At 66.0% G+C, this 19,276-nt stretch carries 21 protein-coding genes; 9 read left to right on the forward strand and 12 right to left on the reverse strand.

Annotated features, from left to right (window positions below):
• Positions 1 to 108: 108 nt before the first annotated feature.
• From bcsN to AC6HZP_RS15915, 3 genes are all read right to left on the reverse strand, one after another.
• Positions 109 to 1,008: a cellulose biosynthesis protein BcsN gene (gene bcsN, locus AC6HZP_RS15905; protein WP_497523627.1), complete on the reverse strand. Its 900-nt coding sequence runs from the start codon at positions 1,006 to 1,008 to the stop codon at positions 109 to 111.
• 324 nt (positions 1,009 to 1,332) lie between these two features.
• The gene (locus AC6HZP_RS15910) at positions 1,333 to 1,752 is read right to left on the reverse strand and encodes an HIT domain-containing protein (protein ID WP_497523628.1); all 420 of its coding nucleotides are present in this window, start codon (positions 1,750 to 1,752) and stop codon (positions 1,333 to 1,335) included.
• Positions 1,749 to 2,705: a UDP-glucuronic acid decarboxylase family protein gene (locus tag AC6HZP_RS15915; RefSeq protein WP_497523629.1), complete on the reverse strand. Its 957-nt coding sequence runs from the start codon at positions 2,703 to 2,705 to the stop codon at positions 1,749 to 1,751. Before AC6HZP_RS15915 ends, AC6HZP_RS15910 begins: the two co-directional genes overlap by 4 nt.
• Before the next feature lie 314 nt (positions 2,706 to 3,019).
• Here AC6HZP_RS15915 and AC6HZP_RS15920 point away from each other — a divergent pair, with 314 nt between their 5' ends.
• On the forward strand, positions 3,020 to 3,919 hold the full coding sequence (locus AC6HZP_RS15920; protein WP_497523630.1) for a DMT family transporter: 900 nt from the start codon (positions 3,020 to 3,022) through the stop codon (positions 3,917 to 3,919).
• Between the two features lie 227 nt (positions 3,920 to 4,146).
• On the opposite strand, the gene folD is transcribed toward AC6HZP_RS15920, so the two are convergent.
• Positions 4,147 to 5,079 (reverse strand): bifunctional methylenetetrahydrofolate dehydrogenase/methenyltetrahydrofolate cyclohydrolase FolD, encoded by a 933-nt coding sequence (folD, locus tag AC6HZP_RS15925; RefSeq protein WP_497523631.1) that lies wholly within the window; start codon positions 5,077 to 5,079, stop codon positions 4,147 to 4,149.
• A complete protein-coding gene (gene purU / locus AC6HZP_RS15930) occupies positions 5,051 to 5,911 on the reverse strand; it encodes a formyltetrahydrofolate deformylase (RefSeq protein ID WP_497523632.1) in 861 nt (286 codons plus the stop codon). The genes folD and purU overlap by 29 nt, the downstream gene beginning before the upstream one ends.
• A gap of 174 nt (positions 5,912 to 6,085) precedes the next feature.
• On the opposite strand from purU, the gene AC6HZP_RS15935 reads away from it, so the two are divergent.
• Together AC6HZP_RS15935 and AC6HZP_RS15940 are read left to right on the forward strand one after the other, a co-directional pair.
• Complete coding sequence (locus AC6HZP_RS15935; RefSeq protein WP_497523633.1) at positions 6,086 to 6,781, forward strand: fumarylacetoacetate hydrolase family protein; 696 nt, start codon at positions 6,086 to 6,088, stop codon at positions 6,779 to 6,781.
• A gap of 116 nt (positions 6,782 to 6,897) precedes the next feature.
• Positions 6,898 to 7,680, forward strand: a complete 783-nt coding sequence (locus AC6HZP_RS15940; protein ID WP_497523634.1) for an NAD kinase — start codon at positions 6,898 to 6,900, stop codon at positions 7,678 to 7,680.
• A 167-nt stretch (positions 7,681 to 7,847) separates the two neighbouring features.
• Here AC6HZP_RS15940 and AC6HZP_RS15945 read toward each other — a convergent pair whose 3' ends face one another.
• Entirely contained in the window at positions 7,848 to 8,423 is a 576-nt protein-coding gene (locus tag AC6HZP_RS15945; RefSeq protein WP_201400100.1) for a nitroreductase family protein, read from the reverse strand.
• A gap of 274 nt (positions 8,424 to 8,697) precedes the next feature.
• Between AC6HZP_RS15945 and AC6HZP_RS15950 the strand changes: the two genes are divergently transcribed.
• The 5 genes from AC6HZP_RS15950 to AC6HZP_RS15970 all read left to right on the forward strand — a co-directional run bounded on the left by AC6HZP_RS15950 (position 8,698) and on the right by AC6HZP_RS15970 (position 13,054).
• A complete protein-coding gene (locus AC6HZP_RS15950; protein ID WP_497523635.1) occupies positions 8,698 to 9,711 on the forward strand; it encodes an RgsD C-terminal domain-containing protein in 1,014 nt (337 codons plus the stop codon).
• An 847-nt stretch (positions 9,712 to 10,558) separates the two neighbouring features.
• Entirely contained in the window at positions 10,559 to 11,428 is an 870-nt protein-coding gene (locus AC6HZP_RS15955; protein ID WP_497523636.1) for a hypothetical protein, read from the forward strand.
• A 41-nt stretch (positions 11,429 to 11,469) separates the two neighbouring features.
• Positions 11,470 to 11,808: a hypothetical protein gene (locus AC6HZP_RS15960; RefSeq protein ID WP_497523637.1), complete on the forward strand. Its 339-nt coding sequence runs from the start codon at positions 11,470 to 11,472 to the stop codon at positions 11,806 to 11,808.
• A gap of 112 nt (positions 11,809 to 11,920) precedes the next feature.
• Positions 11,921 to 12,502 carry a hypothetical protein gene (locus AC6HZP_RS15965; RefSeq protein ID WP_497523638.1) on the forward strand — a complete coding sequence of 194 codons (582 nt, stop codon included), beginning with the start codon at positions 11,921 to 11,923 and terminating at the stop codon, positions 12,500 to 12,502.
• A 168-nt stretch (positions 12,503 to 12,670) separates the two neighbouring features.
• Positions 12,671 to 13,054, forward strand: a complete 384-nt coding sequence (locus tag AC6HZP_RS15970) for a hypothetical protein (protein WP_497523639.1) — start codon at positions 12,671 to 12,673, stop codon at positions 13,052 to 13,054.
• A gap of 171 nt (positions 13,055 to 13,225) precedes the next feature.
• On the opposite strand, the gene thrS is transcribed toward AC6HZP_RS15970, so the two are convergent.
• Entirely contained in the window at positions 13,226 to 15,196 is a 1,971-nt protein-coding gene (gene thrS / locus AC6HZP_RS15975; protein ID WP_497523640.1) for a threonine--tRNA ligase, read from the reverse strand.
• Between the two features lie 213 nt (positions 15,197 to 15,409).
• Positions 15,410 to 16,243: a class D beta-lactamase gene (gene blaOXA / locus AC6HZP_RS15980; protein WP_497523641.1), complete on the reverse strand. Its 834-nt coding sequence runs from the start codon at positions 16,241 to 16,243 to the stop codon at positions 15,410 to 15,412.
• A 105-nt stretch (positions 16,244 to 16,348) separates the two neighbouring features.
• On the opposite strand from blaOXA, the gene AC6HZP_RS15985 reads away from it, so the two are divergent.
• Positions 16,349 to 17,260, forward strand: a complete 912-nt coding sequence (locus tag AC6HZP_RS15985) for a LysR family transcriptional regulator (RefSeq protein ID WP_497523642.1) — start codon at positions 16,349 to 16,351, stop codon at positions 17,258 to 17,260.
• On the opposite strand, the gene AC6HZP_RS15990 is transcribed toward AC6HZP_RS15985, so the two are convergent.
• The 4 genes from AC6HZP_RS15990 to AC6HZP_RS16005 form a co-directional block, all read right to left on the reverse strand.
• Positions 17,245 to 17,775 carry a dihydrofolate reductase family protein gene (locus AC6HZP_RS15990; protein ID WP_497523643.1) on the reverse strand — a complete coding sequence of 177 codons (531 nt, stop codon included), beginning with the start codon at positions 17,773 to 17,775 and terminating at the stop codon, positions 17,245 to 17,247. The two genes, AC6HZP_RS15985 and AC6HZP_RS15990, sit on opposite strands and share 16 nt — an antisense overlap.
• Before the next feature lie 118 nt (positions 17,776 to 17,893).
• Positions 17,894 to 18,370 (reverse strand): membrane protein insertion efficiency factor YidD, encoded by a 477-nt coding sequence (gene yidD / locus AC6HZP_RS15995; protein WP_497523644.1) that lies wholly within the window; start codon positions 18,368 to 18,370, stop codon positions 17,894 to 17,896.
• Positions 18,300 to 18,596 carry a hypothetical protein gene (locus AC6HZP_RS16000; protein WP_497523645.1) on the reverse strand — a complete coding sequence of 99 codons (297 nt, stop codon included), beginning with the start codon at positions 18,594 to 18,596 and terminating at the stop codon, positions 18,300 to 18,302. Before AC6HZP_RS16000 ends, yidD begins: the two co-directional genes overlap by 71 nt.
• Before the next feature lie 63 nt (positions 18,597 to 18,659).
• On the reverse strand, positions 18,660 to 19,115 hold the full coding sequence (locus tag AC6HZP_RS16005) for an iron-sulfur cluster assembly scaffold protein (RefSeq protein WP_497523646.1): 456 nt from the start codon (positions 19,113 to 19,115) through the stop codon (positions 18,660 to 18,662).
• Positions 19,116 to 19,276 lie beyond the last annotated feature (161 nt).

Here is a 19,276-nt window from a genome sequence, read left to right on the forward strand (position 1 = left end):
GGTAACGCGAGGCCCGATGCTTCGCGGATGGCGGCAAACCCCGGCGAGGCCTTCGGCCCCCGCCTCAATCTTCCAACGCGCCTCGGCGTCACTGGTCATGTCATGCGCTCAGGGTTGCGGGGGTGGAACGGGGGCATAATCCTCGAAACGATTGACGGCCTCGGCCGCCGGCGGCGCGGCGGGCGCCTCGGCAACCGGCGCCGGCCTCGGCGCGCGGCGGACGGGCGCGGCGCGGACCAGTGCGGGCTCTGGGGCCGCCGGAACCGCAACCGCAGCCTCCGGCACGACCGTCGCGCCGAGCTGGCCGATCGTCGGCGGGATCGGCGGCGCGCCGCCATAGGGGTTCCAGTTCGCCGCCAGGATGTAGGAGCTGATCGTCATGCCGGTCATGACGGCGAGCAGCTCGGCCTCGCTGGAACGCGGCTCGCAGAGCCGGAGCCGGATCGAGATTGTCCCCTGGCCGATGGTGAAGTTGGAATCGAGATCGGGGCCGCGCACGCGCTGCCAGGCGTAGAGGCAGGTATCGCCCTGCGCCGAATTGCCGGACGCATAGCCGAACGAGCCGTAGCGGTTCTGGGCGTAGTAGGGCGAAACGCGCATCGGCACGCCGGGCAGCGCCTCCCGCATCTCCGCCCCGACCGCCGACAGGCTGAGCGCCGGGTTCGACTGCAGGTTCTCGACTCCCGTCACCACCTTGACCGGACCGAACAGCGTGACGTTCACCGCGTTCTGTCCGGCGGTGTGGGAACGGTTGGTCAGGATGATTTCCTGCGCCGTCGCGTTGGCGTAGTGCCGCTCGACCACGCCGACGACACCCGGACCGCCGGGCGGCATGTCGACAAAGGCGGTCTCGATCGGCACGCGCGTCGCGATCGCCCCTGACGTGATCGGCTTGCCGCCGCCACAGGCGGCGAGGCTGAGCAGCGCCAGCACGGACGCGACGCCCTTGAGGGAGAGGTTGATCGATCGGGGGAGCGGGAGCGGCGTGAGGAGCGACCTGGGGGGCATGGTGGCTCTCATCCGACGAACCGATTCAGGGTTCGCCCGGAACCGCCGGCACATCGCCCGGTGGCCCGACCCCAAATTCCTGCCCGCATCGATCGCCCCCATTGCCCGTTCAGCGGCATCGCCGCATCGGCCGCGATGGCTGTTCCGGCCTCGCCGCGAACCGCCTTCAGCTTTGGAGCTCAACCTGTTCGAGCATGGTTAACAAACGGTTACGATCCGAATGTTAAGGGCCGTTAATCATAAAAAGCAGCGGAGAAAAATGCGAATAACAGCAAGCCGTTGCGCCGAAGACGCGCCCGTGCGCGCATCCCCTAACGGCAGCCGTCAGCCCGCTTTCGCGACAGCCGACTGCAAGCGGGAAATCAGCGCGTCGCGCTCGTCGGCCGGATAGGGCTCGCGAGTGCCCTGCCCCCAGACCGGCCCCGGCCAGGCGGCGTCGCCGACCGAGCGGCCGATGACGTGGACATGCATCTGGCGGACGATGTTGCCGAGCGCTCCGACATTGAGCTTGTCGAACGTCGCCACGGCGCCGAGCAGGAGGCCCGCGCGCTTGGTCTCGACCGCCAGGTCGGCGAGTTCCGCGTCCGACAGCTCCGTCCACTCCTCCAGCCCCGGCTTGCGCGGCAGGAGCAGGAGCCAGGGATAGCGGCGATCATCCATCAGGCGGAGCTGGCAGAGCGGCCATTCAGCGACGAGGATGCTGTCCGCCGCAATGCGCTCGGCGATTTCGAACGTCTCGCTCACGCCGCCGACTCCGACAGCAGGCCGTCGAAATAGGCAATGGTGTGGCGCAGCCCCTCGTCGAGCTCGATCGTCGGCTTCCAGTCGAGCACGCGACCGGCGAGCGTGATGTCGGGCTGGCGCTGGCGCGGATCGTCGGAGGGCAGCGGCTGGAAGACGAGCTTCGACGACGAGCCGGTCAGCGCGATCACCCGCTCCGCCAGCTGGCGGATGGTGAATTCGTTCGGGTTGCCGACATTGATCGGACCGGTCACCTCGTCGCCGGTATCCATCAGGCGGGTCATGCCCTCGAGCAGATCGTCGACATAGCAGAACGAGCGCGTCTGCTGGCCCTCGCCATAAATGGTGATGTCCTCGCCGCGTAGCGCCTGGACGATGAAGTTGGAGACGACGCGCCCGTCATTCGGGTGCATGCGCGGGCCATAGGTATTGAAGATCCGCATCACCTTGATGCGCAGCTTGTGCTGGCGCCAGTAATCGAAGAACAGCGTCTCGGCGCAGCGCTTGCCCTCGTCGTAGCAGGAGCGGATGCCGATCGGGTTGACGTTGCCCCAGTAATCCTCGGTCTGCGGATGCACGCTCGGATCGCCATAGACCTCGGAGGTCGAGGCCTGCAGGATCTTCGCCTTCAGGCGCTTGGCCAGCCCCAGCATGTTGATCGCGCCATGGACGCTGACCTTGGTCGTCGCGACGGGATCGTGCTGGTAATGCACCGGCGAGGCCGGACAGGCGAGGTTGTAGATCTCGTCGACCTCGACATAGAGCGGGAACGTCACGTCGTGCCGCAACAGCTCGAACCGCTTGTGACCGATCAGATGCTCGATGTTGCGACGGGAGCCGGTGAAGAAATTGTCGGCGCAGAGCACCTCGTCGCCACGCGCCAGCAGCTTGTCGCAAAGATGCGAGCCCAGAAAGCCTGCGCCGCCGGTGACGAGTATCCGCTTGTTCGAATGCATGAGGGCCTCTCGAATCGATTGCGGCCATCCTGACCGGTTTCCCCGACCCCGCCAATGCGGCGCGGCGGCCGATCCGGCGGCATTTCCGTCACAGGCTATCGGCAAGAACCAAGAATCCCGAATCCGGCGCGATTACGCCTTGATTCTGCCTCCGGCGGTGGGTTTGCATCGAACTGCAACCAGCGCTGGTGAGTCCCCGCCGGCCGGCTTGCCACCCGCACACCGTCCGAGGTCGACGTGTCCACCATCGCCGAGAAGCGCCGCATGCCGACATGCGCGCGCTTGCATGCGCCGCCACATCGGGAACCCGCCCGATGACCGCCGTTCTGCCCGTCTCCAACGACCAGACGGAACGCGTCGTCGCCGGAATCCTGATCGCCCTCTCCGGCAACATCATGTTCGCCACCAGCGACGCGATCGTGAAGCTGCTGACGGCGCGCTACTCCGTCTTCCAGATCATCGTCAGCCAGGCCCTCTTCGCGCTGATCCCGCTCACCGTGATCATCCTGCGCAAGGGCGGCTTCCGCTCGCTGAGGGTCCGTCATCCGCGTCTGGTGGTGCTGCGCGGCGTCCTCGCCGGGACGGCGACGGTGTTCGGCTTCTACAGCTTCTCGCAATTGCCGCTCGCCGAAAGCTATTCGATCGCCTTCTGCACGCCGCTCTTCGTCACGCTGCTGTCGATCCCGATCCTCGGCGAGAAGGTCGGATTGCATCGCTGGGGTGCGGTCCTCGCCGGCTTCGTCGGCATCCTCGTGATGGTGCGACCCGGCTTCGCTACCCTGCATGTCGGCCATGCCGCCGCGTTGATTGGCGCCGGCCTCGGCGCCTTCACGGTTCTGGTCATGCGCCGCATCGCGCGCGAAGAGATGCGCGCCGTCATGGTGCTCGCCGTCGTCACCGGGCTGATCGTGGTCAGCCTGCCCGGCATGTTCCTGACGTTCCGCATGCCGACGCTGCCGGACATGGCGCTGTTCGCCTGCACCGGCCTGCTGATGGGCAGCGCCCAGTTCTTCATCGCGAAATCGCTGTCGCTGGCGCCGGCCTCGGTTATCGCGCCGATGCAGTATTCGATGATCCTCTGGGCGATCATCTATGGCGCGCTGCTATTCGGCACGCGTGTCGACCCGATCATGGTCGTCGGCGCGACGATCGTCATCGCCAGCGGCCTCTACATCATGCACCGCGAGAGACGGCGGGGTCACCGGAGCCGGTAGAGAGAGGTTAAGCTCCCTCGCTACTTCGAGGGACTTGATCCTCCCCCTTCACCTCTCCCTGAGGGAGAGGTCGGAGCGAAGCTCCGGGTGAGGGTTTAGGGAACCCTCCGGATAAGGCTCGGACGACGGAGACAGGCCGGAAAGGCCGTAAACCCTCACCCGCCGGCCTCCGGCCGTCGACCTCTCCCTCAGGGAGAGGTGAAGACAGCAGGCCAGACAGGAGCCCCCTAAAACTTCGGCTCGGGCTGGCCGGCGGCGCGGCAGGCGGCCGTCAGCGTGTTGGCCATCAGCATGGCGATGGTCATCGGGCCGACGCCGCCCGGAACCGGCGTGATCGCTGACGCGACGGCCGCCGCCTCGGCATAGGCGACGTCGCCGACGAGGCGCGTCTTGCCTTCGCCGCGCTCGGGCGCAGGGATGCGGTTCATGCCGACATCGATGACGACGGCACCGGGCTTGACCCAGTCGCCGCGCACCATCTCCGGCCGGCCCACCGCCGCGACGATGATATCGGCTTTGCGCGCCAGCGCCGGCAGGTCGCGGCTGCGCGAATGCGCCACCGTCACCGTGCAGCTCTCCTGCAGCAGCAATTGCGCCATCGGCTTGCCGACGATGTTGGAGCGGCCGATCACCAGCGCGTCCTTGCCGGCGAGATCCCCGCCGAGCACGCGCTGGATCAGCAGCAGGCAGCCCGCCGGCGTGCAGGACACCAGCGCGCGATCACGCTCGCCGATCGCCAGCCGGCCGACATTGATCGGATGGAAGCCGTCGACGTCCTTGGCCGGATCGATCGCCTCGATCACCTTCGACGTGTCGATGTGCCGGGGCAGCGGCAGCTGGACGAGGATGCCGTGGATGGCCGGGTCGCGGTTCAGCTGCTCGACGATGGCGAGGACATCGGCCTCGCTGGTATCGAGCGGCAGCGTGTGCTGCACCGAATGAAAGCCGAGCTCGGTCGCCTTGCGCCCCTTGGCGCCGACATAGACCTGGCTCGCGGCATCGTCGCCGACGAGCACGACCGCGAGGCCGGGGGCCACGCCGCCATTGGCGATCAGCCGCGCGGTCTCTGTCGCGACCTGCGCCGTGATCTCGGCCGCGACCGCCTTGCCGTCGATCACGGCGGCCTTGGCCTCAGCGGAAGATGACAGTCCGTGTGTCATTGAGAAGGACCCGATGCTCGATGTGGAACTTGACCGCACGGGCCAGCACTGTGTTCTCGATGTCGCGACCGATTGCGATCATCGCCTCGGCCGACATGGAATGATCGACGCGGCCGACATCCTGCTCGATGATCGGACCCTCGTCGAGCTCGGCGGTGACGTAGTGCGCCGTCGCGCCGATCAGCTTGACGCCGCGCTCATGCGCGCGGTGATAGGGCTTAGCGCCCTTGAAGCTCGGCAGGAACGAATGGTGGATGTTGATGACGCGGCCGGCGAGACGGGCCGACATGTCATCCGACAGCACCTGCATATAGCGCGCGAGCACGACGAGATCGATCTTCTGATCGTCGATCAGGGCGAGGATCTCGCTCTCCTGCTCTTCCTTGCTGCGGCCGTCGACGGGCACGTAGTGGTAGGGCAGCCCCTCCCCCTCGACCCGGCGGCGCATCGTCTCGTGGTTGGAGACGACGGAAACGAGATCCATCGGCAGCTGGCCGATCGAATTGCGATAGAGCAGGTCGTTCAGGCAGTGCCCCATCTTGGAAACGAGGATCATGACGCGCGGCTTGATGCGCAGATCATGCAGCTTCCAGTCGAAATCATAGGCGGTCGCGACCGGCTCGAAGCCACGCGAAAAGCTCTCCAGCGTCGTATCCGGAAGGCCGGAGAACGAAACGCGCATAAAGAAACGGCCGCTGTCGGGATCGCCATACTGGGCGCTCTCGACGATGTTGCAACCCTGCGAGGCAATGCAGTTCGCCACGGCGGCGACGATACCTCGACGGTCGCCGCACGACAGGGTGAGTACGAAACGCGCGGGATCGACTGACATGGGTGCACTGGCCTCGTGTGGATAGAACGGAGCTGCCGCTCCGGAGCGGCGAGGACTAGCGTCCGGATCGCCGGACCGCAACTGACAACTGCGTCGCATCCGGCGAAAGCCAGCAACACTTGCACCGCAACACCGCGCCGGACAGAGTACGGCACCCTTATCCAGGAAGCCGCCATGACCGAGCCGAGCTATGTCGTCACCCCGCCGCCCCGCATTTCGGTCGGCGTGCGCGATTCGTCCGCCCGCTTTCCCGTGCACCGGATCTACTGCGTCGGCCGCAACTATGCCGCCCACGCCCGCGAGATGGGCCACGACCCCGACCGCGAGCCGCCCTTCTTCTTCCTGAAGAACCCCGACGACATCGTCGAGGCGGGTACGCCCGTCCCCTACCCGTCGCAGACGTCCGACCTGCATCACGAAGCCGAGCTGGTGGTCGCCCTCGGCGAGGGCGGCAGCGACATCAAGGCGGAAGACGCGCTCTCGCATGTCTATGGCTATGCGATCGGCCTCGACCTGACGCTTCGCGATGTGCAGGCGGAAGCCAAGAAGGCGGCGCGCCCCTGGGCCACCGCCAAGGCGTTCGCGGCCTCCGCGCCGATCGGCGAGATCATGCCGGCGAGCGTCCTCGGCCATCCCGCCTCGGGCCGCCTGACGGCGACCGTCAACGGCCAGCCGCGCCAGGAGGGCGACCTCGCCGACATGATCTGGTCGGTTCCCGAGATCATCGCGCATCTGTCGCGCTGGTTCGTGCTGGCGCCGGGCGATCTCATCTTCACAGGCACGCCGGCCGGCGTCGGTGGGCTGGAACGCGGCGATGTCGTCGTGGCTGAGATCGACGGCATCGGCAGCCTCGAGGTGTCGATCCGCTGACGCCCTTCAAGGCAAGGGTGTCACAGCAACGGTTTGGAAACACGCAAGCGGCATGATAGGCCCTTGATGAAGCGGGCAATACGGCCGCGACCCGCCGTCGCGACCGGGAGGAGACCATGGCGATCGAACCAGCGCGGCACGGGGCGATCGCCTTCATCGCCAGCGGCACCCCGGATTCGACCGAGGCGCAGCAGCGCCTGACGGCGCTCTATGACGGCACCGATCCCGAGACGGCCGACGTCATCGTCGCGCTCGGCGGCGATGGCTTCATGCTGCAGACGCTGCATCGCTTCATGAATTCGGGCAAGCCGATCTACGGCATGAACCGCGGTTCGGTCGGCTTCCTGATGAACGAATATCGCGAAGACGATCTGCGCGACCGCCTGGCGGCCGCCGTCCCGTCGACGCTGCATCCACTCCGCATGGACGCCCATGACGCGGCCGGCAACGAACACCGCGCCTTCGCGATCAACGAGGTCTCGCTGTTCCGCCAGTCCTACCAGACGGCGAAGCTCCGGATCTCGATCGACAACCAGGTTCGCCTCGAGGAACTGATCGGCGACGGCGTGCTGGTTTCGACGCCGGCCGGATCGACCGCCTACAACCTTTCGGCGCACGGCCCCATCCTGCCGATCCACGCGCCGCTGCTGGCGCTGACGCCGATCAGCGCCTTCCGGCCGCGCCACTGGCGCGGCGCGCTCATTCCCGATCGCGTTACCGTATCGATCGAAGTGCTCGAGCCAGAGAAGCGCCCCGTCAACGCCGTCGCCGATCACACCGAGATCAAGTCGGTCCTGAAGATCGCCATCAAGCAGGACCGGCGCGCCAAGAGCCTGATCCTGTTCGATCCCGGCCACAGCTGGGACGACCGCATCTTGGCGGAACAGTTCCGCTACTGAGGCTGAGGCGGACAAGAAAGCCCCTCACCCCAACCCTCTCCCGCTTGCGGGAGAGGGAGCGCAGAGAGCCCAGCCTCTCCATCGCCAACACGCCGGCCCAAAAGCCCTCGCCCGCTTGCGGGAGAGGGTTGGGTGAGGGTCTTGCTTCTAAAAGCAGTCCGCTCGGCTCAGGCGCCGGGCTTCCAGTCGCTGACGATATCGGCGAGCGCCGGGCGCGGCCGTTCGAACGGCTCGGTATTCGGCGTGCCGACATAGACCAGGCCGACCAGGCGCTCCGTCTCGGCGAGCCCCAGCACCCGGCGCGCCTCGGCGTCGTAGGTCACCCATTCGGTCAGCCACTGGGTGGCGAAGCCCATCGCATTGGCGGCGACGATCAAGTTCATCGCGACGGCGCCGGCCGACATCAGCTGTTCCCATTCCGGGATTTTTACATGCGGCGCGGCGCGGCTCACGACCGCCACCACCAGCGGCGAGCGCAGGAAGCGGTTCTTCTCATGCGCCAGCGACTTGTCGTCGATGTCGGGCCGGTTCTTCAGCAGGACCGCCGCCGTCGCCTCTCCAGCCGCCGCGCGGGCGTCGCCGCGAAACAGGATGAACCGCCAGGGCGCCAGCTTGCCGTGATCGGGCACGCGGCTGGCGATGGTCAGGAGATCGGTGAGTTGCTCGGAATTCGGGCCGGGCTCGACGAGGTTCATGGAGGGGAACGAACGTCGGGTCTTCAGGAGCGAGATCGTTTCGGTCATGGGCGCCGCTAGCATCGAGGAAGGGGAGGATGGCGGGCGGCCTGCCAAGGGACAGGCGCGGCTGGCTGGGGCCAGACATCGGACGAATCGCCCGGCATTGCAACCCCTGCCCTCGCCGCATTGAGCCGGGCGGAACGCCCGCCCCTCCGCCAGGCGCGCCGGGCTTCCGGGCACTCCGGTCTTGAAATCGCCATGCTGATCGGGCTCTAAGAAACCATCCGGCATGCTCGTCCGGAATTGGGGTCGAGACCGGATTCGGGGTCAGGAATTGCGCGTGAACGCTTCAAGACGGCTGTTTCAGCTTGCCCGCCGGTCCGGCCCCGCCGCGCTGCTCGGCCTGACACTGTCCGTCGCCACCGCGCAGGCGCAGGGCGGCCCGATTCCGCCGGCGGATATTCCTGACGGCGCCGCCCCCGCCGATCCGCTGTCGCTGGCGCCGCTGCTCGTGCCGGAACAGACCGATCCCGCCGCTCTTCTCAAGACGGGCAAATCCGACCCCGCTTCCCCTCGTCCGACCGAAGGACGCCCCCGGCCCGGACTGACGCTGGAGGCCAAGCTGCTGGATGGCGGCCCGTCCATTCCGAAGGGCGTGATCTGGCGCGTCTTTGCCAAGCAGCCGGGCGCCGACGGAAGGCTGCCGCTGATCCAGGAGACCCAGGGCGGCACGGTCAACCTCCCGCTCAAGAACGGCGACTACATCATTCATGCCGCCTATGGCCGCGCCGGCACCCTGAAAGAGGTGAGCGTCGGCGGCGGCGAGGAGCATGACACGCTGGTCCTCAACGCCGGCGGCCTGAAGCTCGACGCCCTGGTCGGCAAGGATCAGTCCCCCCTGCCCAATCTCGTCAAGTTCGACGTCTTCGCGAGCGACAGCCCGACGACGGAAGAGCGGGCGCCGATCGTCTCGGGGCTCCGCGACGACGAACTCGTCCGCCTCAACGCCGGCACCTACCACATCGTCAGCCGCTACGGCGACGCCAACGCCATCGCCCGCGCCGACGTCCGCGTCGAAGCCGGCAAACTGACCGAAATGCGGATGTTCCATCAGGCCGCCCGCATCACGCTGAAGCTCGTCTCCGAAGCCGGCGGCGAAGCCCTGGCGAATACCAGCTGGACGGTGATGACCCCCGCCGGAGAGACCGTCTTCGACAGCGCCGGCGCCTTTCCTGACGCCGTGCTCGCAATCGGCGACTACACGGCGATCGCCAAGCACGACAACCAGATCCACGAACACAATTTCAAGGTCGAGCCCGGCCTGAACCGCGAGATCGAAGTCCTGACGAAGTAGCGCCTTCGCCGCATTCGCCGCGGCGTCGGGCTTTCACCGTCTCAGTCCCCTCGACGGCCACCGGGACGCGCAATGCGCGAACCACCCCCTCCGGATGCGTGTGCCGGAAGCGGCAAGGCACGGGCTCGCCCGAAGGAATGAGCCCGCTTCAACTTTCCGAATGAGGATTCTACTTCGGGACACCGACCTCGGAGTGATGGCCGGCCGTTTCGGCATGCTTTGCCGGCGAAGGGGGGCGGCATCACACGATCGGCGGCAAGTCCTTGCGGCGCCGACGCTTCCCTGATCTGGGAGTCTTACCTTACGGAATCATGATGAAACCGTGAAGCTCTCACATCTGCGTTACTTCGCGTCATCGAAGAACACGTTTGCCGGAAGCGGCTCCACCAAACTAATCCTGAAATAAAATTCCAACAGTTTGCGAGAAGTCAAGCCCGCAAACTCGATCTATCCACAGGCAATATTCAAGCAATGTCGAAATCGCGCGCCGCCGTAGAGGAGCCCGCGAGGATAGACGATTCGACCAGGTTAACCGCGATGTATCGCGACCGCGCCTTGGCAAAAATGGCTGAATGGCGATTCAAAGCTTTCCTGATCAGACAAATCGATTGAATCACCATTCAATACTTTGCCCGATCCGATCGCCTCCAGCGCTTCAATACACCAATAGGATGAAGTAGATTTTAGTAGCGCGGAGTTTGGTCCAGGCAGGGGACCTCATTCGGCCGAGTCTATTTCGATTTTTTATTTCGGCTTAGGGGTTAAAATCATGTTCTGGCGAAGGGATGGGTCCGCCCATGCTGTTGGGCAGGCGACGAGGTTTGTTGCCCTGGCGGCGATTATCTTGATGACTGCCCCGCCGCTCGCCTATGCGGACCGCTCCACCGGCCGCAGCGGTGGCGGCGGCAGCAGCGGAACGTCAAGCGCATCCAGCCCCAGCCAGTCCGGCGGCGGCGGCTCATCCACCTCCACCAGCGGCGGCGGCGCGCAAACCTCCCAGTCGGAAGGCGGATCGTCCACCAGCGCCGGCGCCGGCACCAGCGCCACGGCCGGCGTCTCCAACGAAGGCCGCGTGATGCGGGCCTGGTCCTCCGCGACCGGCGCCGCGGGCGCCTCGGCAACGACGCCGACGGATGAGACATCCGCCGCGGCAGGCGTCACGGTGACCGCCGTCGCCACCGCCGGCGAAACTCCCACCGCGACCACCTCCGCCGGCTCCGAGACCAGCGCCACGGCCATCGGCGGCAAGAACCCGACCACGACGGCCCAGGGCGGAACCGTCGTCAACCGGCGCACGCCCGGCGGCGGCTCGATGTCGATCGCCTATACCAGCACGGGCACCTATTCGGTTGCGATCTCCAACCATGTCAGCGCCCAGGCAATGTCCAGCACATTCGCCGCCGGCAGCGCCTTCACCGCCAAGGACGTCTATTCGGCCGCCCGAAGCGCGGCAACGGCCTTCGCGATGGCGACGAAGACCAACGCCTCTGCGTGGGCACAAGCCACGGCGTCCGCCACGGGCAAAACCCCGCACGGCATATCGAACGCGCAGAGCAGCGCCTGGGCCAGCGCCAATTTCGGGTCCAATCCCAGCACTTCCGGCCTGAAGAGCGTCCGGATCACCGACGTCAACAGCCTTCGGGGCGACTCCGCCAGCTGTGTCTGGAGCCAACAGCAGAAGACCCTCTTCTGCCAGCCCTTCCGCGCAGGCCGCTAGTCCGGCCTCGCCCAGAAAAACAAGACTGAGGAGTATCCACCATGAGCATCATCCACTTCAGACGCTCAGCCTCGCTTCTCCCGATTGCCCTTGCCGCGGGCTTCCTGGCCCTCGGCGCCTCCGGTGCACAGGCGAGCAACAGCGGCAGCAAGAGCGACTCATCCGAGGTGTGGGAGGCCGCCGAGGCCCCGCCGCCCGCGACCGGCATGGCCACGCAGCAGAGCAGCGCCTCGGCCTGGTCCGAAAGCGATGGCGATCACGGCATGTCCGTCACCACGACCCAGTCGGGCGACAGCACCAGCTGCATGGTCGTCGAATGGAAGCGGGAGAATGGCGGCATCAAGAGATGGCAGTATCGCTGCGATACGGCTCGACCTTGAACTGCCAGGTCTAGGCCGGACCGAACCTGATTTCCCGGCAGACCGAAGCGATTACATCCACCGAAATTCATTGCCGTTCCTGCCACCAGGAACGATTAGGGGATTTTTTATCATGCGCTCCAGTTCCATCACCAGACTATCCCTCGTGACCTCGGCGGCTTTGCTTTCGATCGTCGCCTTCACAGACGTATCGATCGCCGCCGGCTCGGCCTCCAGCAGCAGCGGCAGCAATTCAAGCGCCTCCTCCTCCGGACCCAGCGGCTCGGCCACCGCCTCCAACACCTCGAGCGGCAACTCCAATGGCGGCGGAGGCGGCGGATCCGCCAATGCCGGCGCCAATGGCAGCTCGACCAGCGGCGTGACGGCATCGACCTCCGGAACCGGCTCGGCGCAGGGGCTGGCCTATGGCGGCTCGACCTCGACCGGCAATGGCTGGGACGGCGGCTCCGCCACGGCGACGCATACCGCGACCGTCGGCACGATCGCCAGCGCCTACACATCCGGCCCCGGCGGCGACCCCAGCCAGCTCAACCAGCCCAATCAGCCCGCCGCCCCGCGGTCGGTCCTGTCCAGGCTGTTCGGCGGCGACGGCGGCGGCGGCTCGTCATCGAGCGATATCAATTGCTCGAACTTCAAGACCAAGACCTGGAACCAGCAAAGGCAACTTGCATATCACTGCGATTACAAGAAATGATTTTCTTTAGAATTCCCAAGATTTTTATCACTAACAGTTCACATAAATATCAACAGAGTTCATTTCCAATTACGTATTTCTTAGAAATAGAACGAATGGCGTCTTGCTAATTTCTGCAAGAAGCCAGAACAGCCAGCGCAATGAACCGTGAACCAAAAGGAGTATATTATGACAAAGTATCGCAATATTCTCATCGGCGTTGCGACTTCCGCGATCGTCGCGATCTCGGCTTCGGCCGCCATGGCCGGCCAGGCGAGCAGCTCCGCTTCGCAGAACGCGGGCGGCACCTCGTCGACGTCGTCGAACGCCGCCGCCGGCCTCGGCACGGCTAGCGGCGCCAGCACCAGCTCGTCCAGCACCTATGCCAACACCAACACCGCCTCCTCGACCAACAGCTACGGCTCGGTTGCGGTGGGTGCGGCTCATGGCCGGTCGTCCGGCGGTGCCGGCAGCGGCTACGACGCCGACGGTATCGGCGCTTCGACGAGTGGCGGTTCGCATCAGCGCAGCTCGTCCTCGACGAGCGGCCTCAGCTTCTCGTGGGGCCCGTAGCAGGATCCCTGCCGCTTGCGACACCGTGAAAAGCGCCGCAGGCGTGACGCGGCCGGGGGAAACCCCGGCCGCGTTCTTTTATTGCGCCTGTCCGATCGGCCGGGCGAAACCCCGACTGCGTTCTTCAGCCTGCCAGGTTGGCCGGGGGAAAACCCGGCCGCGTTCTTCTGCTCAGTCGGCCAGATTGGCGCGCACGATGTCCGGCGGCGTCGCTTCCGCCACCAGATCGGCGATCGCCTGGTCGAGCGTCGACGAGACCTGGTCGCGCGAACCGAGACGGCGGATATTCACCGTCCGCTCCTCCGCCTCGCGCTTGCCGCAGACGAGGATCACCGGCACCTTGGCGACCGAATGCTCGCGGACCTTGTAGTTGATCTTCTCGTTGCGAAGATCGATCTCGGCGCGGAGCCCAGCCTTGCGGAGCTTGGCCAGGACTTCCTCGGCATAGTCGTCGGCTTCCGAAGTAATCGTCGTGACGACGACCTGCTGCGGCGCGAACCAGAGCGGGAAGTGACCGGCGAAGTTCTCGATCAGGATGCCGAGGAACCGCTCCATCGAGCCGCAAATGGCGCGATGGACCATCACCGGCGTCTTCTTCTCGCCGTCTGAATCGACGTAGAAGGCGCCGAAGCGTTCCGGCAGGTTGAAGTCGACCTGCGTCGTGCCGCACTGCCATTCACGGCCGATCGCATCGCGCAGCGTGTACTCGAACTTCGGACCGTAGAACGCGCCCTCGCCTTCGAGGATGCCGGTCTTGATCTTGCCGCCCGACTGTTCTTCGATCGTCTTCAGGACCCGGGTCATGACCTCTTCGGCATGATCCCAGTTCTCGTCCGAGCCGACGCGCTTTTCCGGACGGGTCGAGAGCTTGACGACGATCTCCTCGAAGCCGAAATCGGCATAGGTCGAGAGGATCAACTCGTTGATCTTCAAGCACTCTTCCGCCAGCTGCTCTTCCGTGCAGAAGATGTGGGCGTCGTCCTGCGTGAAGCCGCGCACGCGCATCAGCCCATGCAGCGCGCCCGAAGGCTCGTAGCGATGGACATTGCCGAATTCGGCAAGCCGCAGCGGCAGATCGCGGTAGGACTTCAGGCCGTGCTTGAAGATCTGCACATGGCCGGGGCAGTTCATCGGCTTGATCGCGAAGACGCGCTCGTCCTCGGTATCGTCGCCGGCCGACTGCGCCGCGAACATGTTCTCCTTGTACCAGCCCCAATGGCCCGAGGTCTCCCACAGCGACTTGTCGAGCAGCTGCGGCGCGTTAACCTCCTGGTAACCCAGCGGACGCAGGCGCCGGCGCATATAGGCGATCAGCTCCTGGAACATCGACCAGCCCTTGGCGTGCCAGAACACGACGCCTGGCCCCTCCTCCTGGAAATGGAACAGATCCATCTCGCGGCCGAGCTTGCGGTGGTCGCGCTTCTCCGCTTCCTCCAGCATGTGGAGATAGGCGTCGAGCTGGACCTGGTCATGCCAGGCCGTGCCGTAGATGCGGGTCAGCATCGGGTTGTTGCTGTCGCCGCGCCAATAGGCGCCCGCCACCTTGGTCAGCTTGAAGGCGGAGCCGATCTGGCCGGTCGAGGCCATGTGCGGACCCCGGCAGAGGTCGAACCAGTCGCCCTGGAAGTAGATCTTCAGGTCCTGGCCTGCGGGAATGGCGTCGACGAGCTCGACCTTGTAGGCCTCGCCCTTGTCGGCGAAGACCTGCTTGGCCTTGTCGCGCGACCAGACCTCCTTGGTGAAGTGAGCATTGCGCGCGATGATCTCGCGCATCTTCTGCTCGATCTTCGGAAGATCCTCGGTCGTGAAGGGCTCGTTGCGGGCGAAATCGTAGAAGAAGCCGTTCTCGATCACCGGGCCGATGGTGCACTGGGTGCCGGGGAACAGCTCCTGCACGGCCTCGGCCATCACATGCGCCGCGTCATGGCGGATCAGCTCGAGCGCGCGCGGATCCTCGCGCGTCACGATCTCGAGCTTCGCATCCCGAATGATCGGGTCGGAAAGGTCGGAGAGCACGCCGTCCAGGGTCATCGCGACGGATTTCTTGGCGAGCGACTTGGAAATGCCCTCGGCGATCGCCTTGCCGGTCACACCGGCCTCGAACTGGCGAACGGAACCATCGGGGAAGGTCAGATTGATCATGTCTGTCTCCTGCTCACTCCCGCAGACGAACGCGGGTAAGCGTTAGGCCGAAAAAAGAGCAGGGTCCGGACCCCGCCCACCGGCAAAACTGCCGGTGGCAGACGGCTATATGATGGCAGCGCGGCAGGCAAGCCGCATGGGCCAAAAGGGCGCGAAACGGGCGAGATCGGCCAGCTTCCCGATCCCCGTCCCGCGCAAAATACCAGGTCTCGATCAGCCGGCGGCGAGGCTGGCAAAATCCTTCAGCATCGCCGCGCGGGCGATCATGCCGCCATAGGTCTTCGAGCGCTCGTTGCCGAGGTTGAAGCGGGCGAAGGCGATGCGCCGGCCGTCCTTCTCGCCCCAGCCGACGAACCAGCCGATCGGCTTGCTGTGGTCGAGCGCGCCCTTGGACGTGCGGAGAAAGCCGCTTCCCGTCTTGCCATGCAGGTTCCAGCCGCCCTCCGCCGGATATTGCGCCAGGCTCGCCAGCGTCGCGTCATAGGCGTGGTCCGAGACCGCGAGCTTGCGATCGAGGAACCGCCTGACGAAAGAGACCTGCTCGTCGGGCGAGATCTGCAGCGACGACATCAGCCAGGACTGGGTCAGGCCGTCCTTCTTGCCGGGATTGCCGGTGATGTCTTCATTGCCGTAGTCGAAGCGCGTGACGTAGTCGCGAAAGCGCGCCTCGCCGAGCTTGCGGGTGATCTCCTGCGAGTACCAGACGATCGAATCCTTGAGCCAGATCGTCGGATCGGTCGCCTTCTTCTGCAGCTCCATCGTGGTCTGGAATTCCGGTCGGTAATCCCAGAGCGGGTTGTGCGGGTCGACCAGCACGCCGGAATCGAAGCCCATCACGGCGAGCGGGAACTTGAAGGTCGAGCAGGGCGAGAAGCGACGCGTGCTCGGCCCGTCGCGGAAGACGGCCTTGCCGGTCTCGACGTCGACGAGAACCGTACTCACGAATTTCTCTGATGCCTTGCGTGCCTCGGCGCGCGTGCCCGCGCCCACCAGCGCCAGCCCGGCCGAAAGCGCCAATCCCCTGGAAAACTGCCTTCTGTCCATCATCCATTTCGTCCTTCTCTGTCGATCGGCCTTTTTCCTAGGTCACTCGCCAGAAGGCGGCAAACGATGATATTTCGGGAAAGCCATTAGAAAAACTAAGAGATCAGCATGGTCCGCCCGCATCTGCCGCTGAACGCGCTGAAGGCCTTCGAGGCCTCCGCCCGGCATCTGAGCTTCACCCGCGCCGCGATCGAGCTCGCCGTCACGCAGGCGGCCGTCAGCCATCAGGTCAAGTCGCTGGAAGAGCGGCTGGGATCGCCGCTGTTCCGCCGCCTGCCGCGCGGGCTGGCGCTGACCGACGAGGGTCAGGCGCTGCTGCCGACGCTGCGGGATTCGTTCGATCGCATCGCCGGCGTGCTGGAGCAGTTCGAGGGCGGCCATCTTCGCGAGGTGCTGGATGTCGGCGTCGTCGGCACCTTCGCCGTCGGCTGGCTGATCGAGCGATTGCCCGAATTCAGGCTCGCCCACCCCTTCATCGACCTGCGGCTCTCGACCAACAACAACCGCGTCGACATCGCCGCCGAAGGGCTCGACTTTGCCATCCGCTTCGGCGATGGCGCCTGGCACAGCACGGAGGCCGAGCGCCTGTTCACGGCGCCGCTTTCCGTCCTCTGCATCCCGGAGATCGCCGACCGCCTCGCCGAGCCCGGGGACCTCCATGGCGAGACGCTGCTGCGCTCCTATCGGGCCGACGAATGGCCGAGCTGGTTCGCCGCCGCCGGCGTCGCCGCGCCCACCGTGAAGGGCCCCGTCTTCGATTCCTCGCGCACCATGGTCGAGGCGGCGATCCTCGGCGCCGGCGTGGCGCTCGCCCCGCCGCTGATGTTCCGCCGCCAGCTCGGCGACGGCGCCATCCGCCAGCCCTTCGAGACCTCGGTCACGAACGGATGCTACTGGCTGACCTGGCTCAAATCCTCGACGCCGACGCCGGCGATGCGCGCCTTCCGCGCCTGGATCCTCGCCGCCTCGCAGCCCTATGCGGAAGCCCCGGGGCCGGCTGGCCCTCAAGCCGGCACGTAGGTCAGCCGGATCACGCCCTCGCCGACGGGCTCGTTGGCGACGAGGCGGAGCGGTGGCCGCGGGCCGGCGAAGAACGGCTCGCCGTGCCCGAGCACGACGGGGTGAAGGTAAAGGCGATACTCGTCGATGAGGCCGAGATCGGTCAGGCTTTGCGCCAGTTCCGGTCCGGCGACCGCGATTTCGCCCTCGAGCCGAGCCTTGAGGTCCCGGATCACCGCCTCGAGGTTGTCCGAGACCAGCGTGGCATTGGGGCCAACCGACGTCAGCGTGCGCGACACGACCCATTTCGGCTGGCGTCGCCACGCCGCCGCGAACTCGCGTTGATCCGCGCTCTGATCGGGACGGTCTTCGTCCCAATAGCGCATGAGCTCGTAGACGTGACGACCGTAAACGCTGCCGGCCAGACCGCGCACATGCTCCGTCCAGTGACGAAAGAGCTCGGGGCCCGTCGTCATTTCCATGTAGTCGACGTAACCGTCCAGGGACTGGTTCATTCCGAAGACGAACTTCGCCATGCTGCAGTCTCCACCGCTGGATTTTTGGAACAGCCGGAGACGAGATTACGCAAAGTAAGGCCGGGCACAAACAGCACGGAGCTCCCTGCCCGCGTGTGAAGCGCCCGATTTCGATCGGTTAGAGATCCAGCCGCGTCTTCGGATCGATATGCCTGCCCGTCCACTGGCCGTAGCCCCAGGGCCTGTACCAGCGACCCGCGCCGGGCAGATGCTCCGGCACCGGGTCGTAGCCCGAGGCGCCGAAGGGGCCGCAGCGCTGGAAGCGGGCGAGCGTCATCCACCCGCCGGCCCAGAGGCCGTAGCGGCGGATCGCCTCCTCGCCATAGCTCGAGCAGGTCGGAAGATAGCGGCAGTTCTGGCCGAGGAAGGGCGACAGGGCGAGCTTGTAGACGCGGATCAGGCCGATGCCGATCCGCCCCGGCAGGCGGTCGATCGAAATGCGCGACGCTTCCGGCCCCTTGCCGGGCGCGCTCGTCCGTTCGGCCCCGCGGCTGGGATCGGCGGCATGGCAGCCGGCCGCATGGTCATGAGCAGTGGAAGTACAGATAGCGTCCGGCCTCCTGGCCCGCGGCCCGCGCCACCGCGTGGTCGCCATTGATCTTCTTCGCCTCGGCGAGCGCGATCGTCGCCGCCGTAACCACCTTGGTCAGCTGGCCGCGATCCGAGCAGACGGGCTTCAGGTTCGGCGTCGTCGCCTTGACGCGATCGACGATCGCCTGGGCGTCGTTGGAGAGCGCCAGCGCGGCGCCGGTGCCGAGCGCCATCGCGACCGTCAGACCGAAGACCGCCGTCAGCAGGCGGGGCTGGACGAACAGGGACATGTTTCTTGCCTTTCCGCTCGGGTACTCTTTCCGCTTAAACGCCGGACCCGCCGGCGCCGTACATCATCCGGCGACCAAAGAGCCCTTCGCGCGCTGCGCCTCGATCTGGCCGATCGCATTGACCACGGCGTCGAAAGTCAGCATGGTCGAGGCATGGCGGGCCCGGTAGTCCCGGACCGGCTCCAGGAACCTGAGATCGGCGAAGCGTCCCTCCGGCGGCGGACCGTTCTCCTTCAGCATGCCGAGCATGGTGGCGCGCAGCCGCTTCAGTTCCTCCGACCCGGCGCCGACGATGTGCCGCGCCATGATCGAGGACGTCGCCTGGCCGAGCGCGCAGGCCCGCACCTCATGCGAAAAATCGGTGACGACGTCGCCCTGCATCGCCAGATGCACGGTGACGGTCGAGCCGCAGAGCTTCGAATGCGCGGTTGCGCTCGCATCTGGCCGCTCGAGGCGGCCGAGACGGGGGATGTTGCCGGCGAATTCGAGAATCCGGGCGTTGTAGATGTCGTCGATCATTGCGACCTCCTGCCGCCAATATAGAAACTCGCCAGCGGACGGACCAGATAGTAGGAGTGCGGCCATATCGCGGTCGCACGCTCGGCCCGATATGACCCGCACGATCTTTCCGCGATCTGGCCGGATCGCGGCCGGGTCCGTCGTGACCACTAGGAGTTAGA

This window comes from Kaistia sp. SLG-1 (genome assembly GCF_059699055.1).

Coding starts and splice junctions, on each gene's coding strand:
- bcsN (WP_497523627.1), bottom strand. CDS start 1,008: ATGCCCCCCAGGTCGCTCCTCACGCCGCTCCCGCTCCCCCGATCGATC.
- AC6HZP_RS15915 (WP_497523629.1), bottom strand. CDS start 2,705: ATGCATTCGAACAAGCGGATACTCGTCACCGGCGGCGCAGGCTTTCTG.
- AC6HZP_RS15920 (WP_497523630.1), top strand. CDS start 3,020: ATGACCGCCGTTCTGCCCGTCTCCAACGACCAGACGGAACGCGTCGTC.
- folD (WP_497523631.1), bottom strand. CDS start 5,079: ATGACACACGGACTGTCATCTTCCGCTGAGGCCAAGGCCGCCGTGATC.
- purU (WP_497523632.1), bottom strand. CDS start 5,911: ATGTCAGTCGATCCCGCGCGTTTCGTACTCACCCTGTCGTGCGGCGAC.
- AC6HZP_RS15935 (WP_497523633.1), top strand. CDS start 6,086: ATGACCGAGCCGAGCTATGTCGTCACCCCGCCGCCCCGCATTTCGGTC.
- AC6HZP_RS15940 (WP_497523634.1), top strand. CDS start 6,898: ATGGCGATCGAACCAGCGCGGCACGGGGCGATCGCCTTCATCGCCAGC.
- AC6HZP_RS15945 (WP_201400100.1), bottom strand. CDS start 8,423: ATGACCGAAACGATCTCGCTCCTGAAGACCCGACGTTCGTTCCCCTCC.
- AC6HZP_RS15955 (WP_497523636.1), top strand. CDS start 10,559: ATGACTGCCCCGCCGCTCGCCTATGCGGACCGCTCCACCGGCCGCAGC.
- AC6HZP_RS15960 (WP_497523637.1), top strand. CDS start 11,470: ATGAGCATCATCCACTTCAGACGCTCAGCCTCGCTTCTCCCGATTGCC.
- AC6HZP_RS15965 (WP_497523638.1), top strand. CDS start 11,921: ATGCGCTCCAGTTCCATCACCAGACTATCCCTCGTGACCTCGGCGGCT.
- AC6HZP_RS15970 (WP_497523639.1), top strand. CDS start 12,671: ATGACAAAGTATCGCAATATTCTCATCGGCGTTGCGACTTCCGCGATC.
- thrS (WP_497523640.1), bottom strand. CDS start 15,196: ATGATCAATCTGACCTTCCCCGATGGTTCCGTTCGCCAGTTCGAGGCC.
- blaOXA (WP_497523641.1), bottom strand. CDS start 16,243: ATGATGGACAGAAGGCAGTTTTCCAGGGGATTGGCGCTTTCGGCCGGG.
- AC6HZP_RS15985 (WP_497523642.1), top strand. CDS start 16,349: ATGGTCCGCCCGCATCTGCCGCTGAACGCGCTGAAGGCCTTCGAGGCC.
- AC6HZP_RS15990 (WP_497523643.1), bottom strand. CDS start 17,775: ATGGCGAAGTTCGTCTTCGGAATGAACCAGTCCCTGGACGGTTACGTC.
- yidD (WP_497523644.1), bottom strand. CDS start 18,370: ATGGCGACCACGCGGTGGCGCGGGCCGCGGGCCAGGAGGCCGGACGCT.
- AC6HZP_RS16000 (WP_497523645.1), bottom strand. CDS start 18,596: ATGTCCCTGTTCGTCCAGCCCCGCCTGCTGACGGCGGTCTTCGGTCTG.
- AC6HZP_RS16005 (WP_497523646.1), bottom strand. CDS start 19,115: ATGATCGACGACATCTACAACGCCCGGATTCTCGAATTCGCCGGCAAC.